This is a genomic window from Streptomyces sp. NPDC040622 (assembly GCF_055593965.1).
The window spans coordinates 470,397-490,805 of sequence record NZ_JBVIXD010000010.1 but is presented as its reverse complement, the minus strand read 5'-3'; the positions used below and the strand labels follow the sequence as shown (position 1 = coordinate 490,805).

General features: G+C 72.3%; 23 protein-coding genes. 12 read left to right on the top strand and 11 right to left on the bottom strand.

The window, feature by feature from the left end; genetic code table 11:
- The 5 genes from ACZ592_RS30135 to ACZ592_RS30115 form a co-directional block, all read left to right on the top strand.
- Positions 1 to 497: alpha-isopropylmalate synthase regulatory domain-containing protein (locus ACZ592_RS30135; RefSeq protein ID WP_471584807.1), on the top strand; the 497-nt coding region annotated here is incomplete at its 5' end.
- Positions 498 to 667: 170 nt separating this feature from the next.
- Complete coding sequence (locus ACZ592_RS30130; RefSeq protein ID WP_471584806.1) at positions 668 to 1,399, top strand: TerB family tellurite resistance protein; 732 nt, start codon at positions 668 to 670, stop codon at positions 1,397 to 1,399.
- Positions 1,400 to 1,449: 50 nt separating this feature from the next.
- A complete protein-coding gene (locus ACZ592_RS30125) occupies positions 1,450 to 1,659 on the top strand; it encodes a hypothetical protein (RefSeq protein WP_471584805.1) in 210 nt (69 codons plus the stop codon).
- Positions 1,660 to 1,736: 77 nt separating this feature from the next.
- Positions 1,737 to 2,993 carry a sensor histidine kinase gene (locus ACZ592_RS30120; protein ID WP_471584804.1) on the top strand — a complete coding sequence of 419 codons (1,257 nt, stop codon included), beginning with the start codon at positions 1,737 to 1,739 and terminating at the stop codon, positions 2,991 to 2,993.
- Between the two features lie 25 nt (positions 2,994 to 3,018).
- Positions 3,019 to 3,696, top strand: coding sequence for a response regulator transcription factor (locus ACZ592_RS30115; protein WP_471584803.1), 678 nt, complete (start codon positions 3,019 to 3,021; stop codon positions 3,694 to 3,696).
- A 23-nt stretch (positions 3,697 to 3,719) separates the two neighbouring features.
- Here the strand turns inward: ACZ592_RS30115 and ACZ592_RS30110 are convergent, their stop codons facing one another.
- From ACZ592_RS30110 to ACZ592_RS30090, 5 genes are read right to left on the bottom strand one after another with little or no spacing between them, the layout of a single operon-like run.
- A complete protein-coding gene (locus tag ACZ592_RS30110; protein ID WP_471584802.1) occupies positions 3,720 to 4,652 on the bottom strand; it encodes a dihydrodipicolinate synthase family protein in 933 nt (310 codons plus the stop codon).
- Positions 4,649 to 5,743 (bottom strand): oligopeptide/dipeptide ABC transporter ATP-binding protein, encoded by a 1,095-nt coding sequence (locus ACZ592_RS30105; RefSeq protein WP_471584801.1) that lies wholly within the window; start codon positions 5,741 to 5,743, stop codon positions 4,649 to 4,651. Before ACZ592_RS30105 ends, ACZ592_RS30110 begins: the two co-directional genes overlap by 4 nt.
- On the bottom strand, positions 5,740 to 7,815 hold the full coding sequence (locus tag ACZ592_RS30100) for a dipeptide/oligopeptide/nickel ABC transporter permease/ATP-binding protein (RefSeq protein WP_471584800.1): 2,076 nt from the start codon (positions 7,813 to 7,815) through the stop codon (positions 5,740 to 5,742). Before ACZ592_RS30100 ends, ACZ592_RS30105 begins: the two co-directional genes overlap by 4 nt.
- Positions 7,815 to 8,774 (bottom strand): ABC transporter permease, encoded by a 960-nt coding sequence (locus ACZ592_RS30095; protein WP_471584799.1) that lies wholly within the window; start codon positions 8,772 to 8,774, stop codon positions 7,815 to 7,817. The genes ACZ592_RS30100 and ACZ592_RS30095 overlap by 1 nt, the downstream gene beginning before the upstream one ends.
- Positions 8,775 to 8,802: 28 nt before the next feature.
- Positions 8,803 to 10,446, bottom strand: coding sequence for an ABC transporter substrate-binding protein (locus ACZ592_RS30090; protein ID WP_471584798.1), 1,644 nt, complete (start codon positions 10,444 to 10,446; stop codon positions 8,803 to 8,805).
- Positions 10,447 to 10,769: 323 nt separating this feature from the next.
- Here ACZ592_RS30090 and ACZ592_RS30085 point away from each other — a divergent pair, with 323 nt between their 5' ends.
- Positions 10,770 to 12,053 carry an aspartate aminotransferase type Ic gene (locus ACZ592_RS30085; RefSeq protein WP_471584797.1) on the top strand — a complete coding sequence of 428 codons (1,284 nt, stop codon included), beginning with the start codon at positions 10,770 to 10,772 and terminating at the stop codon, positions 12,051 to 12,053.
- Positions 12,054 to 12,105: 52 nt separating this feature from the next.
- Here ACZ592_RS30085 and ACZ592_RS30080 read toward each other — a convergent pair whose 3' ends face one another.
- The 4 genes from ACZ592_RS30080 to ACZ592_RS30065 form a co-directional block, all read right to left on the bottom strand.
- A complete protein-coding gene (locus ACZ592_RS30080; protein WP_471584796.1) occupies positions 12,106 to 13,776 on the bottom strand; it encodes a PH domain-containing protein in 1,671 nt (556 codons plus the stop codon).
- Positions 13,773 to 14,288, bottom strand: a complete 516-nt coding sequence (locus ACZ592_RS30075; protein ID WP_471584795.1) for a PH domain-containing protein — start codon at positions 14,286 to 14,288, stop codon at positions 13,773 to 13,775. Before ACZ592_RS30075 ends, ACZ592_RS30080 begins: the two co-directional genes overlap by 4 nt.
- Positions 14,289 to 14,392: 104 nt before the next feature.
- Positions 14,393 to 15,070 (bottom strand): AIM24 family protein, encoded by a 678-nt coding sequence (locus ACZ592_RS30070; RefSeq protein WP_471584794.1) that lies wholly within the window; start codon positions 15,068 to 15,070, stop codon positions 14,393 to 14,395.
- A gap of 91 nt (positions 15,071 to 15,161) precedes the next feature.
- Positions 15,162 to 15,734 carry a class I SAM-dependent methyltransferase gene (locus tag ACZ592_RS30065; RefSeq protein ID WP_471584793.1) on the bottom strand — a complete coding sequence of 191 codons (573 nt, stop codon included), beginning with the start codon at positions 15,732 to 15,734 and terminating at the stop codon, positions 15,162 to 15,164.
- 159 nt (positions 15,735 to 15,893) lie between these two features.
- Between ACZ592_RS30065 and ACZ592_RS30060 the strand changes: the two genes are divergently transcribed.
- Together ACZ592_RS30060 and ACZ592_RS30055 are read left to right on the top strand one after the other, a co-directional pair.
- Entirely contained in the window at positions 15,894 to 16,046 is a 153-nt protein-coding gene (locus ACZ592_RS30060) for a hypothetical protein (protein WP_471584792.1), read from the top strand.
- Positions 16,047 to 16,109: 63 nt separating this feature from the next.
- Positions 16,110 to 16,940: an isocitrate lyase/PEP mutase family protein gene (locus tag ACZ592_RS30055; RefSeq protein ID WP_471584791.1), complete on the top strand. Its 831-nt coding sequence runs from the start codon at positions 16,110 to 16,112 to the stop codon at positions 16,938 to 16,940.
- On the opposite strand, the gene ACZ592_RS30050 is transcribed toward ACZ592_RS30055, so the two are convergent.
- The gene (locus ACZ592_RS30050; protein ID WP_471584790.1) at positions 16,937 to 17,215 is read right to left on the bottom strand and encodes a DUF397 domain-containing protein; all 279 of its coding nucleotides are present in this window, start codon (positions 17,213 to 17,215) and stop codon (positions 16,937 to 16,939) included. The two genes, ACZ592_RS30055 and ACZ592_RS30050, sit on opposite strands and share 4 nt — an antisense overlap.
- Positions 17,197 to 18,030 carry a helix-turn-helix domain-containing protein gene (locus ACZ592_RS30045; RefSeq protein WP_471584789.1) on the bottom strand — a complete coding sequence of 278 codons (834 nt, stop codon included), beginning with the start codon at positions 18,028 to 18,030 and terminating at the stop codon, positions 17,197 to 17,199. Before ACZ592_RS30045 ends, ACZ592_RS30050 begins: the two co-directional genes overlap by 19 nt.
- Before the next feature lie 115 nt (positions 18,031 to 18,145).
- Between ACZ592_RS30045 and ACZ592_RS30040 the strand changes: the two genes are divergently transcribed.
- Genes ACZ592_RS30040 through ACZ592_RS30025 form a run of 4 tightly spaced genes read left to right on the top strand, consistent with a single transcriptional unit; the run spans position 18,146 to position 20,277 of the window.
- Positions 18,146 to 18,370: a hypothetical protein gene (locus ACZ592_RS30040; protein WP_471584788.1), complete on the top strand. Its 225-nt coding sequence runs from the start codon at positions 18,146 to 18,148 to the stop codon at positions 18,368 to 18,370.
- Between the two features lie 2 nt (positions 18,371 to 18,372).
- Positions 18,373 to 18,588 (top strand): hypothetical protein, encoded by a 216-nt coding sequence (locus ACZ592_RS30035; protein ID WP_471584832.1) that lies wholly within the window; start codon positions 18,373 to 18,375, stop codon positions 18,586 to 18,588.
- Positions 18,589 to 18,645: 57 nt separating this feature from the next.
- On the top strand, positions 18,646 to 19,398 hold the full coding sequence (recO, locus tag ACZ592_RS30030) for a DNA repair protein RecO (RefSeq protein ID WP_471584787.1): 753 nt from the start codon (positions 18,646 to 18,648) through the stop codon (positions 19,396 to 19,398).
- 51 nt (positions 19,399 to 19,449) lie between these two features.
- Entirely contained in the window at positions 19,450 to 20,277 is an 828-nt protein-coding gene (locus ACZ592_RS30025) for an isoprenyl transferase (RefSeq protein WP_471584786.1), read from the top strand.
- Positions 20,278 to 20,409: the final 132 nt, after the last annotated feature.

Sequence of the window (20,409 nt, the reverse complement as noted above, 5' to 3'; positions counted from 1 at the left end):
TGCAGAACGACCACAAGCTCGACCTGCCGCGCCGTATGCAGATCGAGTTCTCGCGGATCATCCAGGCGAAGACCGACGCCGAAGGCGGCGAAGTCACGCCGGGCGCGATCTGGAGCGTCTTCCAGGACGAGTACCTGCCGAACCCGGCGAACCCCTGGGGTCGGATTCAGGTCAAGAACGGCCAGACGACGACCGACACCGACGGCGTCGACACCCTCACCGTCGAGGCCACGCTGGACGGCGCGGACACCGTGCTGACCGGTACCGGCAACGGTCCGATCTCCGCGTTCTTCGACGCGCTGCAGGGCATCGGCATCGACGTACGCCTGCTGGACTACCAGGAGCACACGATGAGCGAGGGCGCGTCCGCGCAGGCCGCCTCGTACATCGAGTGCGCGATCGGCGACAAGGTCCTCTGGGGCATCGGCATCGACGCCAACACGACACGCGCGTCCCTGAAGGCCGTCGTCTCCGCCGTCAACCGCGCGGCACGCTAGTCCGCACACCGTTTCGGCCCGGCCCCGTCCGCCCCTGTGGCGGGCGGGGCCGCGTCGTCTCCCGGCCACGTTCGACTCGCTCTCCTGTACGAGGTGCTGACGTCACATCAAGGATGTGGCTAACATCACGCCAACGCGGCAATGCAGCCGGGGAGTTACGGAGGTGCGTGGTGCTGCCAGATCGGGGACGAACCGGCCGGAATTCCCGCATCCCCGCCAAACCGGTCTCACGCGGGTGGGCGCTGTACCGGCGGACGTTCGGCATGCACACGGCCTGGGACACCGTCGGCGACGGTGAATTCTTCTGCCCCGCGTGCGGCGGCGACCGCAACTTCCAGCGGCTCACGGGCCGGCGCCGCTTCGTCCTGCTCGGCCTGCCCGTCCTGCCGCGCGGCACCGCGGGTCCCGTCATCCAGTGCGCCGCCTGCCAGGACCTGTTCGACCCGGACGTCCTGGACCACCCCACCACCACCCGGCTCTCCGCGATGCTCCGCGACGCCGTGCACACCATCGTCCTCGCGGTCCTCTCCACCGGCGGCACCACCTCCCGCTCGACCCTGGACACGGCGGTCGCCGCGCTGCACGGCGCGGGCCACGACGACTGCACCGAGGAGCAGCTCGTCGCCCTCGTCGACGCGCTCGCCACGGACGCGGGACGCGCCACCGAGCCCGACTGCGGCCCCGGCCTCGCCATCGAACTCCACGAGGCGCTGGGCCCCCTGGCCCCGCACCTCGCCCCCGCGGGCCGCGAGGCCCTCCTCCTCCAGGGCGCCCGCATCGCCCTGGCCGACGGCCCCTACACCACGGCCGAACGGGACGTGCTCAGCACGGCGGGCTGCGCGCTGACGATCTGCTCGGAGGACGTGATTCGCCTGCTGGCGACGGCGCGGACGCCTTCCTGAGCACGGCCGCCCCCAGGCCTCACAGCGGCGTACCGGGCAACTCGCCCCTGGTGAGGGGCAGCTCCGCCGGGCGCAGGCCGCTGGTCGTGCTCGCGAGCGGCGCCGTGCTGCCCGACGCCTTCCTGGTCCGCACGTACCTGGTGACGAGCGCGAGCGTCGCGCTCAACAGGAAGGTGTGGTGGCCCGGACCGCTCTCCAGGCGCCCGGCGGACAGGCCCGCGGCCCCCGAGGCCGGACCCGTCCCGGTCGCCTCGCCTTGAGCCGGCCCCCGTCGCGCCGGCCCCCGCACGCGCCCCTCCCCTCCCGCAGGGGCGCCCGTGTGCCCGAGGATGGGGCCGTGGAGTCATCTCTGGCAGGACCGGTCGCCCGGCCGTGCCCCGGCCGCCGCAACCTCGTCGAACGCGTCCTCGGCCCCGCCGCCCCCGGCGAACGACTGCGCACCGACGCCCTGTTCGCCCTGGCCATGGCGGCGTGCGCCGTCGTGACCGTGCGGATCGTGCGGGACAACGGCGACCCGCCCGACGCGTACGGCTGGGCGCTGCTGCTCGCCGCGCACGGCGTCATCGTGTGGCGGCGGCGCGCTCCGATGCGCGTCATGCTCGCCCTGATGGCGATCCTGCTCACCTACCACTCGCTGGGCGCCAACCACTCCGCGCCCATGGCGGTGTCGATGGCCGGCCTGTTCACCGTGGCGTCCCGGTGCAGGCCGCGCAGCACCGCCCTCGTCGGCGCCGGGGTCATGAGCATCATGCTGGGCCTGAAGTTCCACGAGGGCATGGCCGAGGGCGCGGAGTCGCTGCGCATCTCCGGCTGGATCGTCGCCTTCCTGCTGCTCGGCGTGTACGTACGCATCCACCGCCAGTACGTCGCCTCCGTGGTGGAGCGGGCCGAGCGCGCGGAGCGCACCCGCGAGGAGGAGGCGCGCCGCCGGGTCGCCGAGGAACGCCTGCGGGTCGCCCGCGACCTGCACGACCTCCTCGCGCACAGCATCACGCTCGTCGGCGTCCAGACGTCCGTCGCCGCGCACGTACTGGCCGCCGATCCGGAACGCCTCGACCGCGCGGCCGTCGCCAAGGCGCTCGACGACGTCGCCGACACCTGCCGCACCGCACGCGGTGAACTCCGGGCCACACTCCAGGTGTTGCGCTCCGGCGCCGAGGACGAGGACGGCGGGGCGCGCGGCCCGCTGCCGGGCCTCGACGGCCTGCCCGACCTCGCCGCCGCGGCCCGCACGGCGGGCGCCCGCGTGGAGCTGGCCGTGGCCGAGTGCCAGGCGCCGCCCGCCGTCGGCGTCGCGGCCTACCGGATCGTGCAGGAGGCCCTCACCAACGTCGTGCGGCACGCGGGTCCCGGCAGCACCGTGCGGGTCTCGGTGCGCGAGGAGGACGCGGCGCTGTGCGTACGGGTCACGGACGACGGCTCCGGCGGCCGGGCCCACGAGGCCGCCCACACGCCGGGATTCGGTCTCCTGGGCATGCGGGAGCGGGCCCGCACGGTCGGCGGCACCCTGGACGCGGGCCCGCGCCCCGAGGGAGGTTTCATGGTGGCCGCGGTGCTGCCCCTGGCACCCGTGTCCCTGGGAGGTCTGTCATGACGACGCGTGCTTCGGGAGGCGGGCGATGACGATCCGCGTGCTGCTCGCCGACGACCAGACGCTGGTACGCGCCGCGTTCGCGATGCTCGTCGACTCGGCGCCCGACATGGAGGTCGTCGCGCAGGCCGGCACGGGACGCTCGGCGGTCGAACTGGCCCGCGCCGAGCGCGCCGACCTCGTCGTCATGGACATCCGCATGCCCGACCTCGACGGCATCGAGGCGACCCGGCTGCTCGCGGCCGACGAGGACCTGGCGGGCGTGAAGGTCCTGATGCTGACGACGTACGACACCGACGAGCACGTCCTCGACGCACTGCGCGCGGGCGCGTCCGGCTTCCTCGTCAAGGACACCAGGCCCGCCGAACTCCTCGACGCCATCCGCACGGTGGCCGCGGGCGACTCCCTCCTGTCGCCGGGCCCCACGGCCCGACTGATCGCCCGCGTGCTGCGCGCGGCGGACACGCCGCCGCCCCCGACCGGCGGGCCCGAGGGCCTCTCGGAGCGGGAACGGCAGGTCCTGCGGCTCGTCGCGCGCGGCCGGAACAACCAGGAGATCGCCGACGCGCTGGGCCTGAGTCCGCTGACCGCGAAGACACACGTCAGCCGGATCATGGGAAAGCTGGGCGCCCGGGACAGGGCCCAACTCGTCATCACCGCCTACGAGTCGGGACTCGTCGCCCCGGGGACGGCGCCCTCTCCCTGAGGGAGGCCGAGGGCGCCGGCCCCTCACAGCAGTCCCGCTGCCGCCAGGTGCTTGCCCACCCGCTCGGTCTCCGCCGCCGACAGCGGGACCTGCGGCTCGGCCGTCGCCGGGCAGTCGATGATCCCGCGCAGGTGCAGCGCGGCCTTGAACGCGCCGAGCGCGGCGGAGCTCGCGCCCATCCGGGCCGGGTCCCCGGCCGTGACCATCCCGAACAGGCCGCACAGCCGCTCCTGTTCGGCCCGCGCCTGCGCCCAGTCGCCCGCCCGGCAGGCGCGATGGAGGCGCACGTACCCTTCGGGGTCCACGTTCCCGAGGCCCGGCACGACGCCGTCCGCGCCCATCGCCAGCGCCGAGTCGGCCGTCACCTCCGACCCCGTCAGGACGCCGAAGCCCGCGAGCCCCGGCCGCGACCGCTTGCCGAGGACGACGGAGCGGAAGGAGCCCTCGTCGCCGCTGGAGTCCTTCAGGCCCGCGAGCACGCCGTCCGCCGCCAGTTCGAGGACCAGCTCCGCGCCCAGCTTGGAGTGGACGGCCACCGGCAGGTCGTACGCGACGACCGGCACCCCGCAGCCCGCCGCGACCAGCCGGAAGTGGCGGGAGATCTCGGCCGGGTGGGTCCGCGTGTAGAAGGGCGCGGTGACCACGACCGCGTCCGCGCCCGCCGCGACGGCGGCCCGCGCACGGTCCAGGACGCGGGGGGTCGTCATGTCGATCGCCCCCGCGATGACGGGCAGTTGGCCGCCCACGTGCCGTACGACCGTGTCGACGACCAGGGCGCGCTGCGCGTCCGTCAGATAGGCGACCTCCGAGGTCGAGCCGAGCACGAACAGGCCGTCGACGCCGCCCGCGACCAGGTGGTCGACGAGCCGGACGAGGGAGGGGACGTCCACCTCGCGGTCCGGTGTCAGCGGGGTGCAGACGGGTGGGACGACACCGGTCGGCGGGGTGGGGTTCATGGACGCTCCCTGGGGTCGGCGAAGGCCGTGGCGGCGGCCTGGGTGACGAGGTCGTGGGTCGACTGTCCCCCGTCGACGGGGTGAAAACAGCGGAAGCGGTGCGCGGGGTCCGCCGGCCGGGGGGCGGACCCGGCAGCTTCCGGCCGGGTGTCCGACCGGATCTCCGGCATCGCCGTGGCGCACACCTCGTCCGCCCGCCAGCAGCGGGTACGGAAGGGGCAGCCGCTCGGCGGGCGGGTCGCCGACGGCACGGGGCCCGCCAGCGGGATCGGGTCGATGGGGTCGAGCAGGCCCGGGGTGGCGGAGAACAGGGCGCGCGTGTACGGGTGGCGGGCGCGGTCCAGGATCTCGGCGGCCGGCGCCTCCTCGACGATCCGGCCGAGGTACATCGTCACGACGCGGTCGCTCATCCTGCGGACGGTCTGGATGTCGTGGGAGACGAAGACCAGCGCCAGGCCCAGGCGCTCCTTCAGGTCGAGGAGCAGGTTGAGGATCTGGGCGCGCACCGACACGTCGAGGGCGCTGGTGGGCTCGTCGGCGACCACCAGGTCCGGTTCCAGGGCGAGGGCACGGGCGATCGCCACGCGTTGGCGCTGACCGCCCGAGAGCTGTCCCGGCAGCCCCTCGGCGAGAGCGGTCGGCAGGCCGACCAGGGACATCAGTTCCCGTACGCGCTCGTCCCTCCCGGCCGGCGTGCCGCGGCGGTGCACGTCCAGGGGGTCGCGGAGGATCCGGCGGACCGTGAGCCTGCGGTTCAGGGCGGTCGAGGGGTCCTGGAAGATCATTCCGGTGTGTGTGCCGATCGCCGTCCTGCGGGGGGCGGATCCCATGGTCCACAGGTCCTCGCCCCGGAAGGCCACCGTGCCCGCCGTGGGGCGCTGTACGCCGACCAGGACCCTGGCCAGGGTCGACTTGCCGCAGCCCGACTCGCCGACCACGCCGACGGTCTCGCCGGGGGCGACGGTCAGGGTCGCCCCGGTGAGGGCGTACACGTGGTCCCGGGAGAACAGGCCCCCGGAGCGGGCCCTGTGCACGACGTGCACGTCGTCCAGCGCCACGATCGGGGTCGTCATGGTGGCCGTGGTGGTCATGTCGGCTCTCCCTCCGTCGTGGGGCGATCCGTCGTGGGGCGGCGCGCCGCGGGGAGCTCGACCCGGTGCGCGGACGCCGGTTCGTCGTGGCCGTTCGCGCGGCTCCCCGTGCCCCTCGCGGGGCTCAGTGGCGCCGGATGGTGGCATGCCGTCGCGTGGGCGCGGTCGCCGAGCAGCTGCGGGGCGTCGCTTCGGCACAGGTCGCTCGCCAGGGGGCAGCGGTCCGAGAATCTGCAGCCTGCCGGGAAGTCGGCGGGGGACGGGACGACGCCCTTGATCTGGGTGAGCCGCTGCTGCGCCGACTCCAGGGAGAGCACCGAGCCGAGCAGCCCGCGCGTGTAGTGGTGGGCCGGGGCCTCGACCAGGTCGGCGGTCACGCCCGTCTCGACGATCTGTCCGCCGTACATGACCACCACCCGGTCGGTGACGTCGGCGACGAGCGCCAGGTCGTGCGAGACGAGGATCAGGGCGAACCCCAACTCCTCGCGCAGGCGCAGCAGGAGCTGGATGATCTGCGCCTGCACGGTGACGTCGAGCGCGGTGGTCGGCTCGTCGGCGACGATCAGTTTCGGGTCGCGGGAGAGGGCCATGGCGATCAGGACGCGCTGGCGCTGGCCGCCGGACAGCTCGTGCGGGTAGCTGCGCAGTGTCCGTTCGGGGTCGAGGCCGACCAGTTCGAGGAGGGCCGCGGGGGAGCGGCGGCCGCCCCTGCGGACGACCTGCCGCAGCTGCGCACGTACGGTCATCGCCGGGTTCAGCGAGGACAGCGCGTCCTGGTAGACCATCGCCATGGCGTGGCCGAGGAGCCGGCGCCTGGCCCGCGCGGGCAGCCCGACGAGCTCCTGGCCGTCGAAGGTGATCCGCCCGCCGACCCGGGCGCCCCTGGGCTCAAGGCCCATCACCGTCAGCGCGGTCAGCGACTTGCCGCAGCCCGATTCGCCGACCAGGCCGAGGACTTCGCCGGGGCGCACGGCGAAGCTGATGCCGTCGACGATGTCCACGCCGCCGTGGCGCTCGGGGAAGGAGAGGGTCAGGCCGGTGACGTCCAGGACGGGGGCGCCCGTCGGCAGGGGTCGGGCGCGGGCGCGCAGGCGCCGGGCCGCCTCGGTCAGGCCGGGCAGTTCGAGGACCTGGCCGCCGCCCGGCTCGGGGGCCTCCAGGCGGTCCCGGGCGCGGGCCGCGGCCGGGACGTCCCGGCCGGACGGCGCCGCCCACGCGTCCGACACGCCCTCGGAGAGGATGTTCAGGGCGAGGACGGTGAGCAGCATCAGGAGTCCGGGGAAGACCGTCGCCCACCAGCCGCCGATCAGGACCATGTTCTTGCCGTCGGCGATGACGCTGCCCCAGGACGGGTCGGGCGGCCGCACGCCGGCGCCGATGAAGGAGAGCGAGGCCTCGAAGACGACGGCCTCGGCGACCTGCACCGTGCAGAAGACGAGGATGGGTGCCGCGCAGTTCACGGCGACGTGCCGGATCAGGATGTGCGGGGTGCGGGCGCCGATGACGCGTTCGGCGACGACGTAGTCCTCGCCGTACTGGTCGAGCACGTTGGCCCGTACGACCCGGGCGATCGGCGGGGTGAACAGGAAGGCGATGGCGCAGATCAGGACGGTGATGCCGCCGCCGAAGACCGCGACGAGCACGGCGGCGAGCGCGATGCCGGGAAACGCCATGACGACGTCCAGGCAGCGCATCAGCGTCTCGTCGACGGCCTTGCGGGAGGTCGCGGCGACCGCGCCGATGACCGCGCCGACGAGAAGGGCGAGCAGGGTGGCGCCGAGCCCGATCGCCAGCGACCAGCGCGCCCCGTACATCAGCCTGCTGAGGATGTCGCGGCCCAGGCTGTCCTGGCCCATCCAGTGGTCGCCGGAGGGGTGTCCCGTGCCGTCGGTCTGGGGCTGCTGGTCGAGCGGGTCGTGCGGGGCGATCAGCGGTGCGAACAGGGCCACCAGGACGACGAGGCCGACGACGCCGACCGCGACGCGGGACAGTACGGGGAGGCGCCGCAGGGAGCGGAGCCGCAGGCCGGGCACGGAGAGGCGTTCGGTGAGCGCCTTGCGTGAGGTGAACATCAGCCGGCCCCCCTCAGACGCGGGTTGACCAGCAGGTGGAGGACGTCGATGACGAGGTTGACGACGACGAAGCCGACGGCGGTGGTGATGACGACGCCCTGCACGACGGCCGGGTCGCCGTTCTTCACGGCGTCGATCATCAGCTTGCCCATGCCGGGCAGCGAGAAGATCGTCTCGATGACGACGGCACCGCCGAGCAGATAGCCGACGCGCAGGCCGAGCACGGTCAGGGGATTGATGAGGGCGTTGCGCAGCACGTTGCGGCCGACGACGACCACCGGCGGAAGCCCGCAGCCGATCGCGGTGCGCACGTAGTCCTTGTCGAGCTCCTCGACGACGGCCGTGCGGATGATCCGGGTGAGGCCGGCCGCGACCGGCAGGGAGAGCGCGAAGGCGGGCAGCGTCATGGTCCTGAGCCAGCCCGTGAAGGAGTCGGCGGGGTTGATGTAGCCGCCGGTCGGGAACCAGCCGAGGTCGACGGCCAGGTACTGGATCATCAGCAGCGCCAGCCAGAAGCCGGGTGCGGCGACGCCGGTCAGCGAGACGACGCGGATCAGCTGGTCCGGCAGCCGGTCGCGGTGGATCGCGGCGGTGACGCCGAGGGTCAGGGAGAGCACCACGGCGATGCCGAGGCCCAGGAAGGTGAGCTGCATCGTGAGCGGCAGGGCGGTGGTGACCTGGTCCAGCACGGGGGAGCGGTTCAGGACGCTGATGCCCATGTCGCCGTGGAGGAGGTCCCCGACAAAGGCGATGTAGCGCACGGGCAGCGGGTCGAGCAGCCCGTTCTCCTCGCGGAACCGGCGCAGCTGCTCGGGGGTCGGGTTGGCGCCCTGGAAGAACGCGGAGGCCGGGTCGACGTCCGAGAAGCGCATCACGAGGAACACGAAGAGCACGATGCCGAGCAGCAGCGGGACGAGCAGGGCGACGCGGCGGGCCAGGATTCTGAGGACTGCGGTCACGGCATGCGGCTCCTGGACTCGCCGGGCATCAGGCCCACTTGGCCTGCAGCAGGTTGATCCCCGGGTAGGGCTGGGCCTTGACCCCGGTGACCTTCTTCGGGTCCCAGGCCGTCATCAGCTCGTTGTGGACGACCGGGTAGAGCACGGCCTGTTCCGCGACGACGTCGATGTACTCCTGGACCATGGTCTTCTTGCGGCCCGCGTCGGGTTCGCGGGTGGCCTGGTCCATGTCCTTGAAGAGCTTCTTGGCCACGGAGTCGCCGGCCCAGCGCGCGTAGCCCATCCACAGGTTCCCGGGGCCGTAGTTGTAGTGCATGATCAGGTCGGCGTCGAGCCCGAACTGGTTGGGGTTCGAGGCGGCCGCGACGACCTGGAAGTCCTTCTTCTGGTCCAGCTTGGTGAAGACGGCCGTGGTCTCCTGCGGGTCGAGGGTGACCTCGACGCCCAGTTTCTCCCAGCCGTCCTGGATGGTCGGCAGGCAGTCCACGATCCAGCTCACGTTCACGGCCATGAGGTTGATGCTCAGCTTGCCGACCCCCGCCGCCTTCAGGAGTTTCCTCGCCTTCGCCAGGTCGTACGCGTACACCGTCCTGGCGGGCCGGTAGGAGGGGTTGGCCTCGTTGAGGAAGGACGTCGACGCCTTGCCGTGGCCCTTGAGGGCGGCCTCGATCATCTTGTCGCGGTCGATGGCGTAGTGCAGGGCCTGGCGGACACGGACGTCGTCGAAGGGCTTGTGCGCGGTGTTGAAGAGCAGGAAGAGGTTGTTCATCCCCGCGCCGCCCTCGACGGTCATCCCGCCCTTCTTGAGCTGCTCGATGTTGGCGTACGGGATGTTGTCGGCGATCTCCGCGTCCGCGCTGCCGCCGGAGATCTTCGCGACGCGCGGCGCGGCGTCCACGATGGTCAGCCAGTTCATCTTCTTGAAGGCGGCCTTGCGCGGCCCGTTGTAGTCGTCGAAGGCCTCGAAGGTGGTGTTCGACTTCGGGTGGTGCGCGGTCTGCCGGTACGGTCCCGAGCCCACGGCCTTGCCCTTGGTCGCCTCGTCCCAGGCGCCCGGCTTCGAGAAGACGTGCTTCGGCATGATCTTGGCGAGGGAGAGGCGGGCGGCGCCGTCGGGGAAGGGGAACTTCAGGCGCAGCTCGACGGAGGTCGCGTCGACCTTCCTGACCTCCTTGAGCCAGCTCGCGAAGAAGCCCTTGGCGAGGGTCTGCGTCGTGGGGTCGAGGATGCGGTCGAAGACGAAGACGACGTCGTCGGCGGTGACCGGTTTGCCGTCGTGCCACGTGGCGCCGGGGCGCAGGGTGAACTTCCAGGTGGTCGCCCTGAGGTCGTTCGGTATCTCGGTGGCGAGCGCGGCGTAGGGCTCGCGGGTGATCGGGTCGGTGCCGAGCAGCCCCTCGTAGATGTGCTCGTTGCCGGCCATCGCGAAGGCGGACGCGGTCTGCGTCGGATCCCAGCTGCCGTCGTTGCCGTAGCCGATGACGGCCGTGAGCGTCGAGCCGCCGCCCTTGCCGCCGCCCCCGGTCTCGTTGGTGGACTCGGGCCCCGACGAGCAGGCGGAGAGCGAGGTGGTGACGGCGGCCGCCGCGCTCAGCGCGCCGGTGTACCTGAGGAAGGTCCGGCGGCCCGGCGTGACCGCGTGGCGCACGGTCCGAGAGGTCTGTTCGCTCACTGTGTCGTTGCCTCCTGCTAGAGGTTCCACACGAAGAGGTCCCACGTCCTACGTCATGGGTGGCGAGGCGACGATAGGAGCGGCGGGAGGGCCGGTCAAGGCCTCCGGCAAGGGCTTGCTGCGGTGGTGGGCCGGGTGGGGCGCGATGAGGCCGACGCGCGGGGGAGGCGGGGCCGTTCGGGGTGGGCCGGTGGGCGGCCGGGACCGGCGGTCTCGCGGTGCGGTCGTCCGGGGCGCGGGCCCGGCACGGTTTGTATCCTCGGGGCGCTCCGTCGACCGGAGCGACCGAAGCCATCGAAGCGGTACCTGCGAGAGGCCACACCATGACCACCGAGCTGAGTCCCGACGCCCAGGCCCCGGCCGGGCTGCTTGAGCGGGCGCGGAAGGACTACGACGAACTCGCGGGGCGCGGGCTCTCCCTCGACCTCACCCGGGGCAAGCCCGCGCCCGAGCAGCTCGACCTCTCCGAGGACCTGCTGAGCCTGCCCGGTGGCCGCCACACCGCCGCCGACGGCACCGACGTGCGCAACTACGGCGGACTGCAGGGCCTGCCCGAGCTCCGCGAGATCTTCGCCGGACTGCTGCAGGTGCCCGCGGGCCGGCTGCTCGCGCTCGGCAACTCCAGCCTGGAGCTGATGCACGACTGTCTCGTGCACGCCCTCCTCGGCCGGGTGCCCGGCGCCGAGTCCCGCTGGGCGGACCAGGAGCGCGTCGCGTTCCTGTGCCCGGTGCCCGGCTACGACCGGCACTTCGCGCTCTGCGAGCGGTTCGGCATCGACATGATCCCCGTGCCGATGACCGGGCAGGGCCCCGACATGGACGCCGTGGAGCGGCTCGTCGCCGAGGACCCGGCGGTCAAGGGCATCTGGTGCGTGCCGAAGTACAGCAACCCCGACGGCGTCGTCTACAGCGACGAGACCGTGGCGCGGCTCGCCGCGATGCCCACCGCCGCTCCCGATTTCCGGATCTTCTGGGACAACGCGTACGCCGCCCACCACCTCACCGACGAGCCCGCCGAGATCGCCGACCTGCTCGGCGCGTGCGCGGACGCGGGCAACGAGGACCGGGCGTTCGTCTTCGGCTCCACCTCGAAGATCACCGTGGCCGGCGCGGGCGTCGCCTTCTTCGGCTCGTCGCCCGCCAACGTGAAGTGGCTGCTGGCCAACAACCAGAAGCGGTCGATCGGCCCCGACAAGATCAACCAGCTGCGGCACGTGATGTTCCTGAAGGACGCCGACGGCGTACGGGCCCACATGGAGCGCCAGCGCGCCCTGCTGCAGCCCAAGTTCGAGACGGTCGCGCGGATCCTGGACGCCGAGCTCGGCGGCACCGGCCTCGCGACGTGGACGTCCCCCAAGGGCGGCTACTTCGTGACTCTCGAAGTCCCGGACGGCTGCGCCAAGGAGGTCGTGCGCCGGGCCGCAGAGGCGGGCATCGTCCTCACCCCGGCCGGTGCCACGCACCCTTACGGCGACGACCCGCGCGACGCCGTCATCCGCGTCGCGCCCAGCTACCCGGGCCTCGCGGAGCTGGAGCAGGCGATCAAGGGCCTCACCGTGTGCGTGCGCCTCGTCGGGTACGAGCGGCAGGCGCAGGCGGCCGGCTAGTCGCCGAGGGCAGGCAGAAGCGGGGGGTTCGGCGAGGCGGGCGGGCCGGGGTTCAGCGCAGCGGGCCGCGTGCCGGGGACGGACCGCGTTCCGGGGACGGACCGCGTTCCGGGGACGGACCGTGTTCCAGAAACGGGCCGAGCAGGCCGGGCACCGCCCGCTCCGCGAATTCGAGCCCCTCCGCCTCGCCCACGTCGTACGCCGCGTACGCCTGCGCGCCCGCGGCGGTCGTCGCGCTCAGCGTCACCAGGCCCGCCCTGCGCTGCAGCACGGACTGCTTCACGGTCCAGCCGATCACCCCGCCGCGACGCAGGGCCACCGTCGACCGCCGCAGCGTCCCTGACCGTACGACCAGGTAGTCCCCGGCGAGCGCGTGCCCCAGGCTGCGGTACGCGTCGCGGGCGAGCGCCACCGCGGCCGGTACCAGCACCACGGCCGTGCCCGCCCCCAGGTACGTCAGGACCGGCACGCCGATCAGCGCCCCGAGCGGCAGCAGGACCAGCGCGGGCGCCAGCGCCGCCGACACCGCCCAGCGGATCCGCCGGGCCCTCGCCGCCCGGGGATGCGGGGTGAGCCGCGCGGCGGTGGGTGTCACCGGCTCCCGCAGGACCTGCGCCGCCACCTGCTCGGCGAGCCCGCGCGGTGCGGCGGGCAGCAGGGTGCTCGGGCCCGCCTGGTCCTCCTCGTCACGGCGGGAGAGCCCCGTGGCGACCGCGTCCACGCGGGCCGCGCCCGAGAGCCGCAGGCCGAGCGGCTCCACCACGTCGACGCCGCGCAGCCTGGCCTCCTCCAGGGAGACCGAGCGGGTCGTCAGGAGCCCGCGCCGCACGCGCAGCGTCCCGCCGGGCTCCCGCTCCAGGCGGTAGCTCCACCACATCTCGACCCACAGCCCGAGCGCACCCACGGAACCGGCCGCCAGCGCCCCCACGACCAGCGCGAGCACCATGCCCGCGACGGACATCCCGCGGAACGCCTCACCCACCCGCTCGATGACTTCCTCCTGCACCCCGAACCACTCGCTGACCTGCATCACCGCGCCGCCCGCCGCCGCCGCGAGCGCGGAGGTGACGAAGGACAGCGGGGCGTAACGGATCCACCGGACGTCGAGGGAGGCGATCGTGCCCTGCGTGTCCGGCGCGGCATCCTTGGCCGCCCGGCTCAACAGTTCGCGCCGCAGCCGCTCGCCCTCCGCCCTGCGCACGGGCCGGAGTTCGAGCGTCGCCTCCTGGGCGGAGTTCTGCTCGCCGGTGCCGATGCGGACCTCGACGAGGCCGAGCAGGCGCAGCAGGGGATGGGCGACGAGGTCGACGGAGCGGATGCGCTCGCGGCTCAGGGAGCGGTGCTTGACGAAGAGGATGCCGCTGCGCAGCTCGGCGCGTTCGGGGCCGATGCGGTAGCGGCTGTGGCGCAGCCGCAGCGCGTCGAGGCCCATGCCGCCCCCGATCACCAGCAGGCTCAGGCCCACGGCCCAGGCGATGACCGGTCCCATGGGCACCCAGCCCTGGAAGCTGAGGGTGATCGGCAGGCCGATGGCGCTCACGACGCCGCCCGTCATCTGGACGGTGACGAGCAGCGAGCGCCGGTCGAGCCGCCGCCAGCCGCTCTCCGGGCCGGCCTCGGCGGGGGCTGCCCCCGGACCCGTACCCGTACTTGCACCCGTACCGGTGTCGGCGGTCAGCCCGGTGTCGGCGGTCAGCGGGGCAGGCTCCGCGAGGCCGCTCACGTCGCGTCACCGGGGGTCGCCTGGGTGACCAGCGCGAGCCGCTCGGCCAGTTCGGCGGCCGTCGCGTGATCGAGGCCCTTGACCTTCAGGGCGCCCCTGGCGGACGCGGTGGTGACCGTCACGGTGGCCAGCCCGAAGACCCGCTGGACGGGGCCGCGCATCGTGTCCACGGTCTGCAGCCGGGACATCGGCGCGATCCGGCCCTCCATCCAGAAGAACCCGGTCCGCACGTACACCGCGTCGTCGGTGACCTCCCAGCGGTGCACCTGGTACCACCACAGCGGCAGCAGCAGCCCGACGACCAGCCCCGGCACCGCGATGAGCACGGCGGGCAGCAGCAGCCAGAAGCGGGCGGGCGCGATGAGCGCGCCGAGCAGGCCGAGGAGCGCCACCGGAGCGGCCACCGCCAGCAGCAGCTGCGTGCGCCACCAGGCGACGGCGCGGCGGTCCAGGGGATGGCGGGGCGGTCGCAGGCGCACGCCCGCCATCGTGTCTCCTTGGTCAACAACCATGTGACGAAAGGTACTTGCTCGCCCAAGATGCCTGCTCACCGGCTGTAGCCGGGCTCGGCCGAATATCGACCGAGGCCGCCCCCTCCCTGCGTTCCGCTGCTCCCTCAGTGCTGCTGCGGCTTCTGGGGCGTCGCCTCGCTCGGCCGCACGATGACGTGCCCCTCGCCCTCCAGCTTCAGCTGCACCGCCTCGCCGGAACCGCCGCGGATCATCGAGCCGATGGACTGCGAGCGGTGCAGCGTGGTGCTGAGGTTGGCGGTCCAGCCGACCACCGCGTCCGTGTCGACGTACACGGGCTGCTGCGGCGACACGGGGATCACCAGCGGGTTGCCCTCGCAGACCAGGCCGAGGCGCCCGCCGCCGGTGAAGACGCTGTTGAACAGCCCGCCGCCGGCGATCCCCGAACCCTTCACGGTCTTGATCTCGTACGAGAGGGTCGCGTCGAAGCAGAGGACGTTGCGGCCGTTGACCGTGAGGACGTCGCCCGGCTCGACGTCGACGACGAAGCAGTTCTGCGCCTCGTGCGCGAACCACGCCTCGCCCTGGCCGCGCACGGCCATCAGCGGCAGCCCCTCGCCGGTCACGGCCCGCTTGAGCATGCCGCCCACGCCCTGGCCCTTGCGCTCGAACTGCAGGTTTCCGCGGTAGGCGATCATCGCGCCCTGCCGGGCGAGCATCTCGCCGTCCAGTGTGTACTTGATGGATTTGGCGTTCTGCAGGCTCATACCGGGGGCGTGGGCCGGCTGCGCCATGTGATCGCTGGAGAACAGGTCACTCTTCATACCGGCATCCTGCCCGCAGCGGTCCGGTTCGCCAATATCCGTACGGCTGGAGCGGACCCTGCTTCGGTCTACGGTTCGGGTGGCGGCACGGCTACGGCTTGTGCGCGCGAAAGCGCATGCCGCCGGTCTCCGGGTGCAGGTCCACGGCGGTGTCCGTGAAGCCCGCGGCCCGCAATCGGCCGGGGAGCCGCGCCGGATCCACCGTGTTCATGACGTCCCCGACGTGCAGTTCGTCCAGTTCCCGGCTCGGCTGGCTGTCGCTGCCCGCGAAGACCCCGCCCGGTCGCAGCACCCTGAAGGCCTCCGCGAAGATGCGGTCCTGGAGCGCGTCCGTGGGGACGTGGTGCAGCATCGTGAACCCGACGACCGCGGAGAACGTGCCGTCGGGCAGCGGCATCCGGGCCGCGTCCGCGTGCAGGACGCGGGCCCGGTCGCCCCAGGTGCGCTCCAGGAGCGCGGCGGTGGCACCGTCGATCTCCAGGGCGGTGAGGCGGGGGACGAGGTCGACGAGGAGGCGGAGGTTGGCGCCGTACCCCGGCCCGATCTCCACCACGTCGTCGCCCAGGTCGACTCCGTCGAGGGCCCAGGGCAGGATGCGGTCCTTGACGGTCTGCGCCCACTCCGCGGAGCCGCACAGCGCTTGGTGTGCTTCGTTCATCGGCATACGGCGACGCTACGGCCGGCGTCGCCGTGTCCGCGACGGGCTACGCCGCCGTCCCAGGTCGCGTACCGGACACCCCGAGCCCGCGGGCGGCTCCGCCAGGACCGGCGTACCGGGCTCGACTTCGGGCAGTGGCGCAAGCGGTGGCGCAAGCAGTCGCGGATGCGTGCCGCGATGCCGCTGCCGGCCGAGGGCCTGCCGCTGGAGTCGGTGGCCCGCCGCGTCGGCTACGCCTCGGCCGGCTCGTTCGTCGCCGCCTTCCACCGCATCGTGGGCGTCACGCCCCGCCCGTACTTTCCGGTACGCCAGGAGTGACACCGGCCCCCTCTCCGGCACGGTTCGGCCCCCACCGAAACGTCCGGCCCGTACGGTCGTGGCATGACACCTCAGCCGACCCCGTCACGTCAGTCGCTCCGGTACGAGGAGTTCCGCGCCCTGCACCGCGCGGCTGACGCGCCCCTGCTGCTGCCGAACGCCTGGGACCACGCGTCGGCCGCCGCGTTCGCCGCCGCGGGGTTCCGGGCGATCGGCACGACCAGCCTCGGGGTGGCGGCCGCGGCGGGCCTGCCCGACGGGACGGGCGCCGCGCGTGCGCAGACCCTCCGCCTCGCGCACGGCCTGGCCCGTCTCGACGCGCTGGTCAGCGTCGACATCGAGGGCGGCTTCAGCGACCGCCCCGAGGAAGTCGCGGCACTTGTGGCCGAGTTGGCGGACGCGGGAATCGTCGGCGTCAACATCGAGGACGGCCGCCAGGACGGCACGCTCCGGGACGTCACGCACCAGGCCGAGATCCTCCGCGCGGTCGGCGAGGCGGTCTCGGGCCGCCTCTTCGTCAACGCCCGCACGGACACGTACTGGCTCCCGGAGGCGGGCGAGACGGACCGGACGGCGGAACGCCTGTCCGCGTACGAACGGGCGGGAGCGGACGGGGTGTTCGCCCCCGGCCTCCGCGCCCCGCACGCCATCGCGACCCTGGTGGCATCCCTGTCCACCACCACCCCCCTCAACATCCTCCACGCCCCGGACGGCCTGTCCCTCTCACAACTGGCAGAGGCGGGCGTCCGCAGACTCAGCTGCGGTTCGATGCCGTTCCGGGCGGCGCTGCGGGGAGCTCTGGCGGCGGTGGAAGCGGTGGCGCAGGGCACGCGGCTGCCCTCGGACATCCCCTCGTACGCGCAGACGCAGGCGCTGTCGGAGGGGTTCGCCTAGCGGCGGGCAGCGTGCGCGACGAAGGCGGTCCAGGCGTCGGCGCCGATCACCAGGGCGGGGCCCTCGGGGACCTTGCTGTCGCGCACGGGGACGACCCCGGGGACTCCGTCGGCGACCTCGACGCAGTCGCCGCCCTCGCCGTTGCTGTGGCTGCTTTTGCGCCAGCGTGCGGATCCGGGGAAGTCGTGCGCGACCTCGACGCACGATTCGCCGCCGTCGCCGCCGCTGTGGCTGCTCTTGCGCCAGCGGGCGGTGGTCAGGTCGTACTCGCGCATTGTCTGTAGTCCTCCGCCGCCGTTTCGATCAGGGCCAGAGACGCTTCCAAGGGCAAGGAGGCGGCCCTGAGCAGATCGTAATGCGCGCGCGTACGTTTCACTACGGCCGGATCGTCCAGCAAGTTGCCCGAAAGCACCGCCTCTGTATAGGCGGTTGGCGGGGCGTCGTCGAACTCCATGAGCGTCATCATCTTGCCCATCGCGGGGTGCGCCCCAGCCGCGAACGGCAGCACCTGCACCAACGCCTTGCGTTCGCGCACCATTGCAGCGATGTGACCCAACTGCTCGGCCATGGTGGTAGGGCCGCCTACCGGGATGTACAGCAAGGACTCGTGCAAGATGGCCCAGTACAGAGGGCGAGTCGCGTCCTTGAGGATCGAGGCTCGGTCCAGCCGTACCTGAACCATCTCCTCGATGTACTCCTCGGAGGCCAGGGGGTTGCTTGCCAGGTAGACCGCGCGAGCGTAGTCCCCCGTTTGCAACAAGCCCGGGACCACCGCCGGGGCGAAGTCGCAGATCTCCGTGGCGAGCCCCTCAAGCTCCGCGACGTGCGCGAAATACTCCGCATAGCGGGTCTCTTTGATCAGCTTGCGGCACATCCGCTCGAAAATACCGTCGGTTTGCAGTACCTCGTCGATCCGCTCCGCGACATCCAACTGCGGTTTGCGAATTGCCTGTTCGAATTGGCCGATGTATCCACCGGACACGAATACCCGTACCCCCAGGGCCGTCTGGCTGAGCCCCGCATCCTCCCGCCGTCTCTTCAGCTCCGCGCCGAAGAACTCCCAGGCCGCCTGCCTCGAACCATTGGCCATGGCCAACCGCCTTCCACTGCCCCGCAGTTGTAGAGGACAGACTCCTGCCGAGTGTAGGCGGAAGCCGCCACCGTAGGTGTGTGAAGAGTGAGATCCGGCGGCAAAGGGGAGCCACGTGAAGGCGGAATCGAAGCACCACGCAGTGGGCTGCACAGAACAGGCGGAGGAAACCGTGAAGGAATTGCGCGCCGCGCTCACGCAGGCGGGAATTACGTTGCCGTCGGTGGCGATCGACCCCGCGTCCCTCGCCCGTGAGGCGCCCTGCCCGCGCATCGAATTGGGGGGCTGTTCCGTCGACACGGCGGCGCGCCTCGCGGCGGTGCTGCGGAGGCCGTCATGAATCTGCACCTGCCGGTCGGCTCGTACGTGGTCGACACCCGCAACGGCCGCGTCGGCCGGGTGATGGGTCACGAGGGCCCCTACGTCCAGCTGCGCCCCTACGGAGGGGGCCGTGAGTGGGACTGCGCCCCCGAGGCGGTTCGCACCGCGACCACCTCGGAGAGGCTGACCGCGGCGACCGCGTACGCGAACGCCCGGAGCCGGGGCGAGGTGCCCTGAGGGTCCGGTCGGGGCACCCGGGCCCGGGGAGGCGCCGGCATACGCGAGAATGGCCCCATGAGTCTGTTCCGCGACGACGGCATCGTGCTGCGCACCCAGAAGCTGGGCGAGGCGGACCGGATCATCACGTTGCTCACGCGCGGTCACGGGCGCGTACGCGCGGTGGCCCGGGGGGTGCGCCGTACGAAGTCCAAGTTCGGGGCCCGCCTGGAGCCCTTCTCCCACGTCGACGTGCAGTTCTTCGCGCGCGGCAGCGAACTGGTCGGGCGCGGGCTCCCGTTGTGCACGCAGAGTGAGACCATCGCTCCGTACGGTGGCGGAATCGTCACGGACTACACGCGGTACACGGCCGGGACGGCCATGCTGGAGACCGCCGAGCGGTTCACGGACCACGAGGGCGAGCCCGCGGTGCAGCAGTATCTGCTGCTCGTCGGCGCGCTGCGGGTCCTTGCCCGCGGCGAGCACGAGCCGCACCTCGTCCTCGACGCCTTCCTGCTGCGCTCCCTGGCCGTGAACGGCTACGCGCCGAGCTTCACCGACTGCGCGAAGTGCGGCATGCCGGGCCCGAACCGCTTCTTCTCGGTCGCGGCCGGCGGCTCGATTTGCGTCGACTGCCGGGTGCCCGGCAGCGTCGTGCCGTCCGCGCAGACACTCACGCTGCTCGCCGCGCTGCTCACCGGCGACTGGGAGACGGCCGACGCGTGCGAGGCGCGGCACGCCAGGGAGGGCAGCGGGCTCGTTTCCGCCTACCTGCACTGGCATCTGGAGCGCGGCCTGCGGTCCTTGCGGTACGTAGAGAAGAGCACCTGAGCACGGAAGCGTGCTCAGAACAGAACAGCCGAGTACAGGAGAGAGCCCCCCATGGCACGACGCGGAATCCTCGGACGGTCTCGCCGTGAGTACACGCTGCCCAACCCCCACCCGTCGGGCGCGCGACCGCCGAAGATCCCCGGCGAGCTGGTCCCGCGGCACGTGGCGATCGTCATGGACGGCAACGGCCGCTGGGCCAAGGACCGGGGCCTGCCGCGCACCGAGGGGCACAAGGTCGGCGCCGAGCGCGTCCTGGACGTGCTGCAGGGCGCCATCGAGATGGGCGTCGGCGCGATCTCGCTGTACGCCTTCTCCACGGAGAACTGGAAGCGGTCGCCGGACGAGGTGAAGTTCCTGATGAACTTCAACCGCGACTTCATCCGCAAGACCCGCGACCAGCTCGACGAGCTCGGCGTGCGGGTGCGCTGGGTGGGCCGGATGCCCAAGCTGTGGAAGTCGGTCGCCAGGGAGCTGGAGATCTCCCAGGAGCAGACCAAGGACAACGACAAGCTCACCCTGTACTTCTGCATGAACTACGGCGGCCGGGCCGAGATCGCGGACGCGGCGATGGCTCTCGCGGAGGACGTGAAGGCGGGCCGGCTCAACCCGTCGAAGGTCAACGAGAAGACCTTCGCGAAGTACCTGTACTACGCGGACATGCCGGACGTCGACCTGTTCCTGCGCCCGAGCGGCGAGCAGCGCACCTCCAACTACCTGCTCTGGCAGAGCGCCTACGCCGAGATGGTCTTCCAGGATGTCCTGTGGCCGGACTTCGACCGTCGCGACCTGTGGCGGGCCTGCCTCGAGTACGCCTCGCGGGACCGCCGCTTCGGCGGGGCGATCCCCAACGAGGAGCAGATCGCCAACAGCAAGCCGTAGGCGGGTACGCACGGCGGAGGGGGGTTCCCCGCGTGGGGGAGAGGGTTTTCCCCCGATCCCTTCCTGGGTAGGCCCCCCCCATTTCGAAGGTTTTCCACCTTTTTTCTCACCTTCCGGAGACGCGTTTCTTTG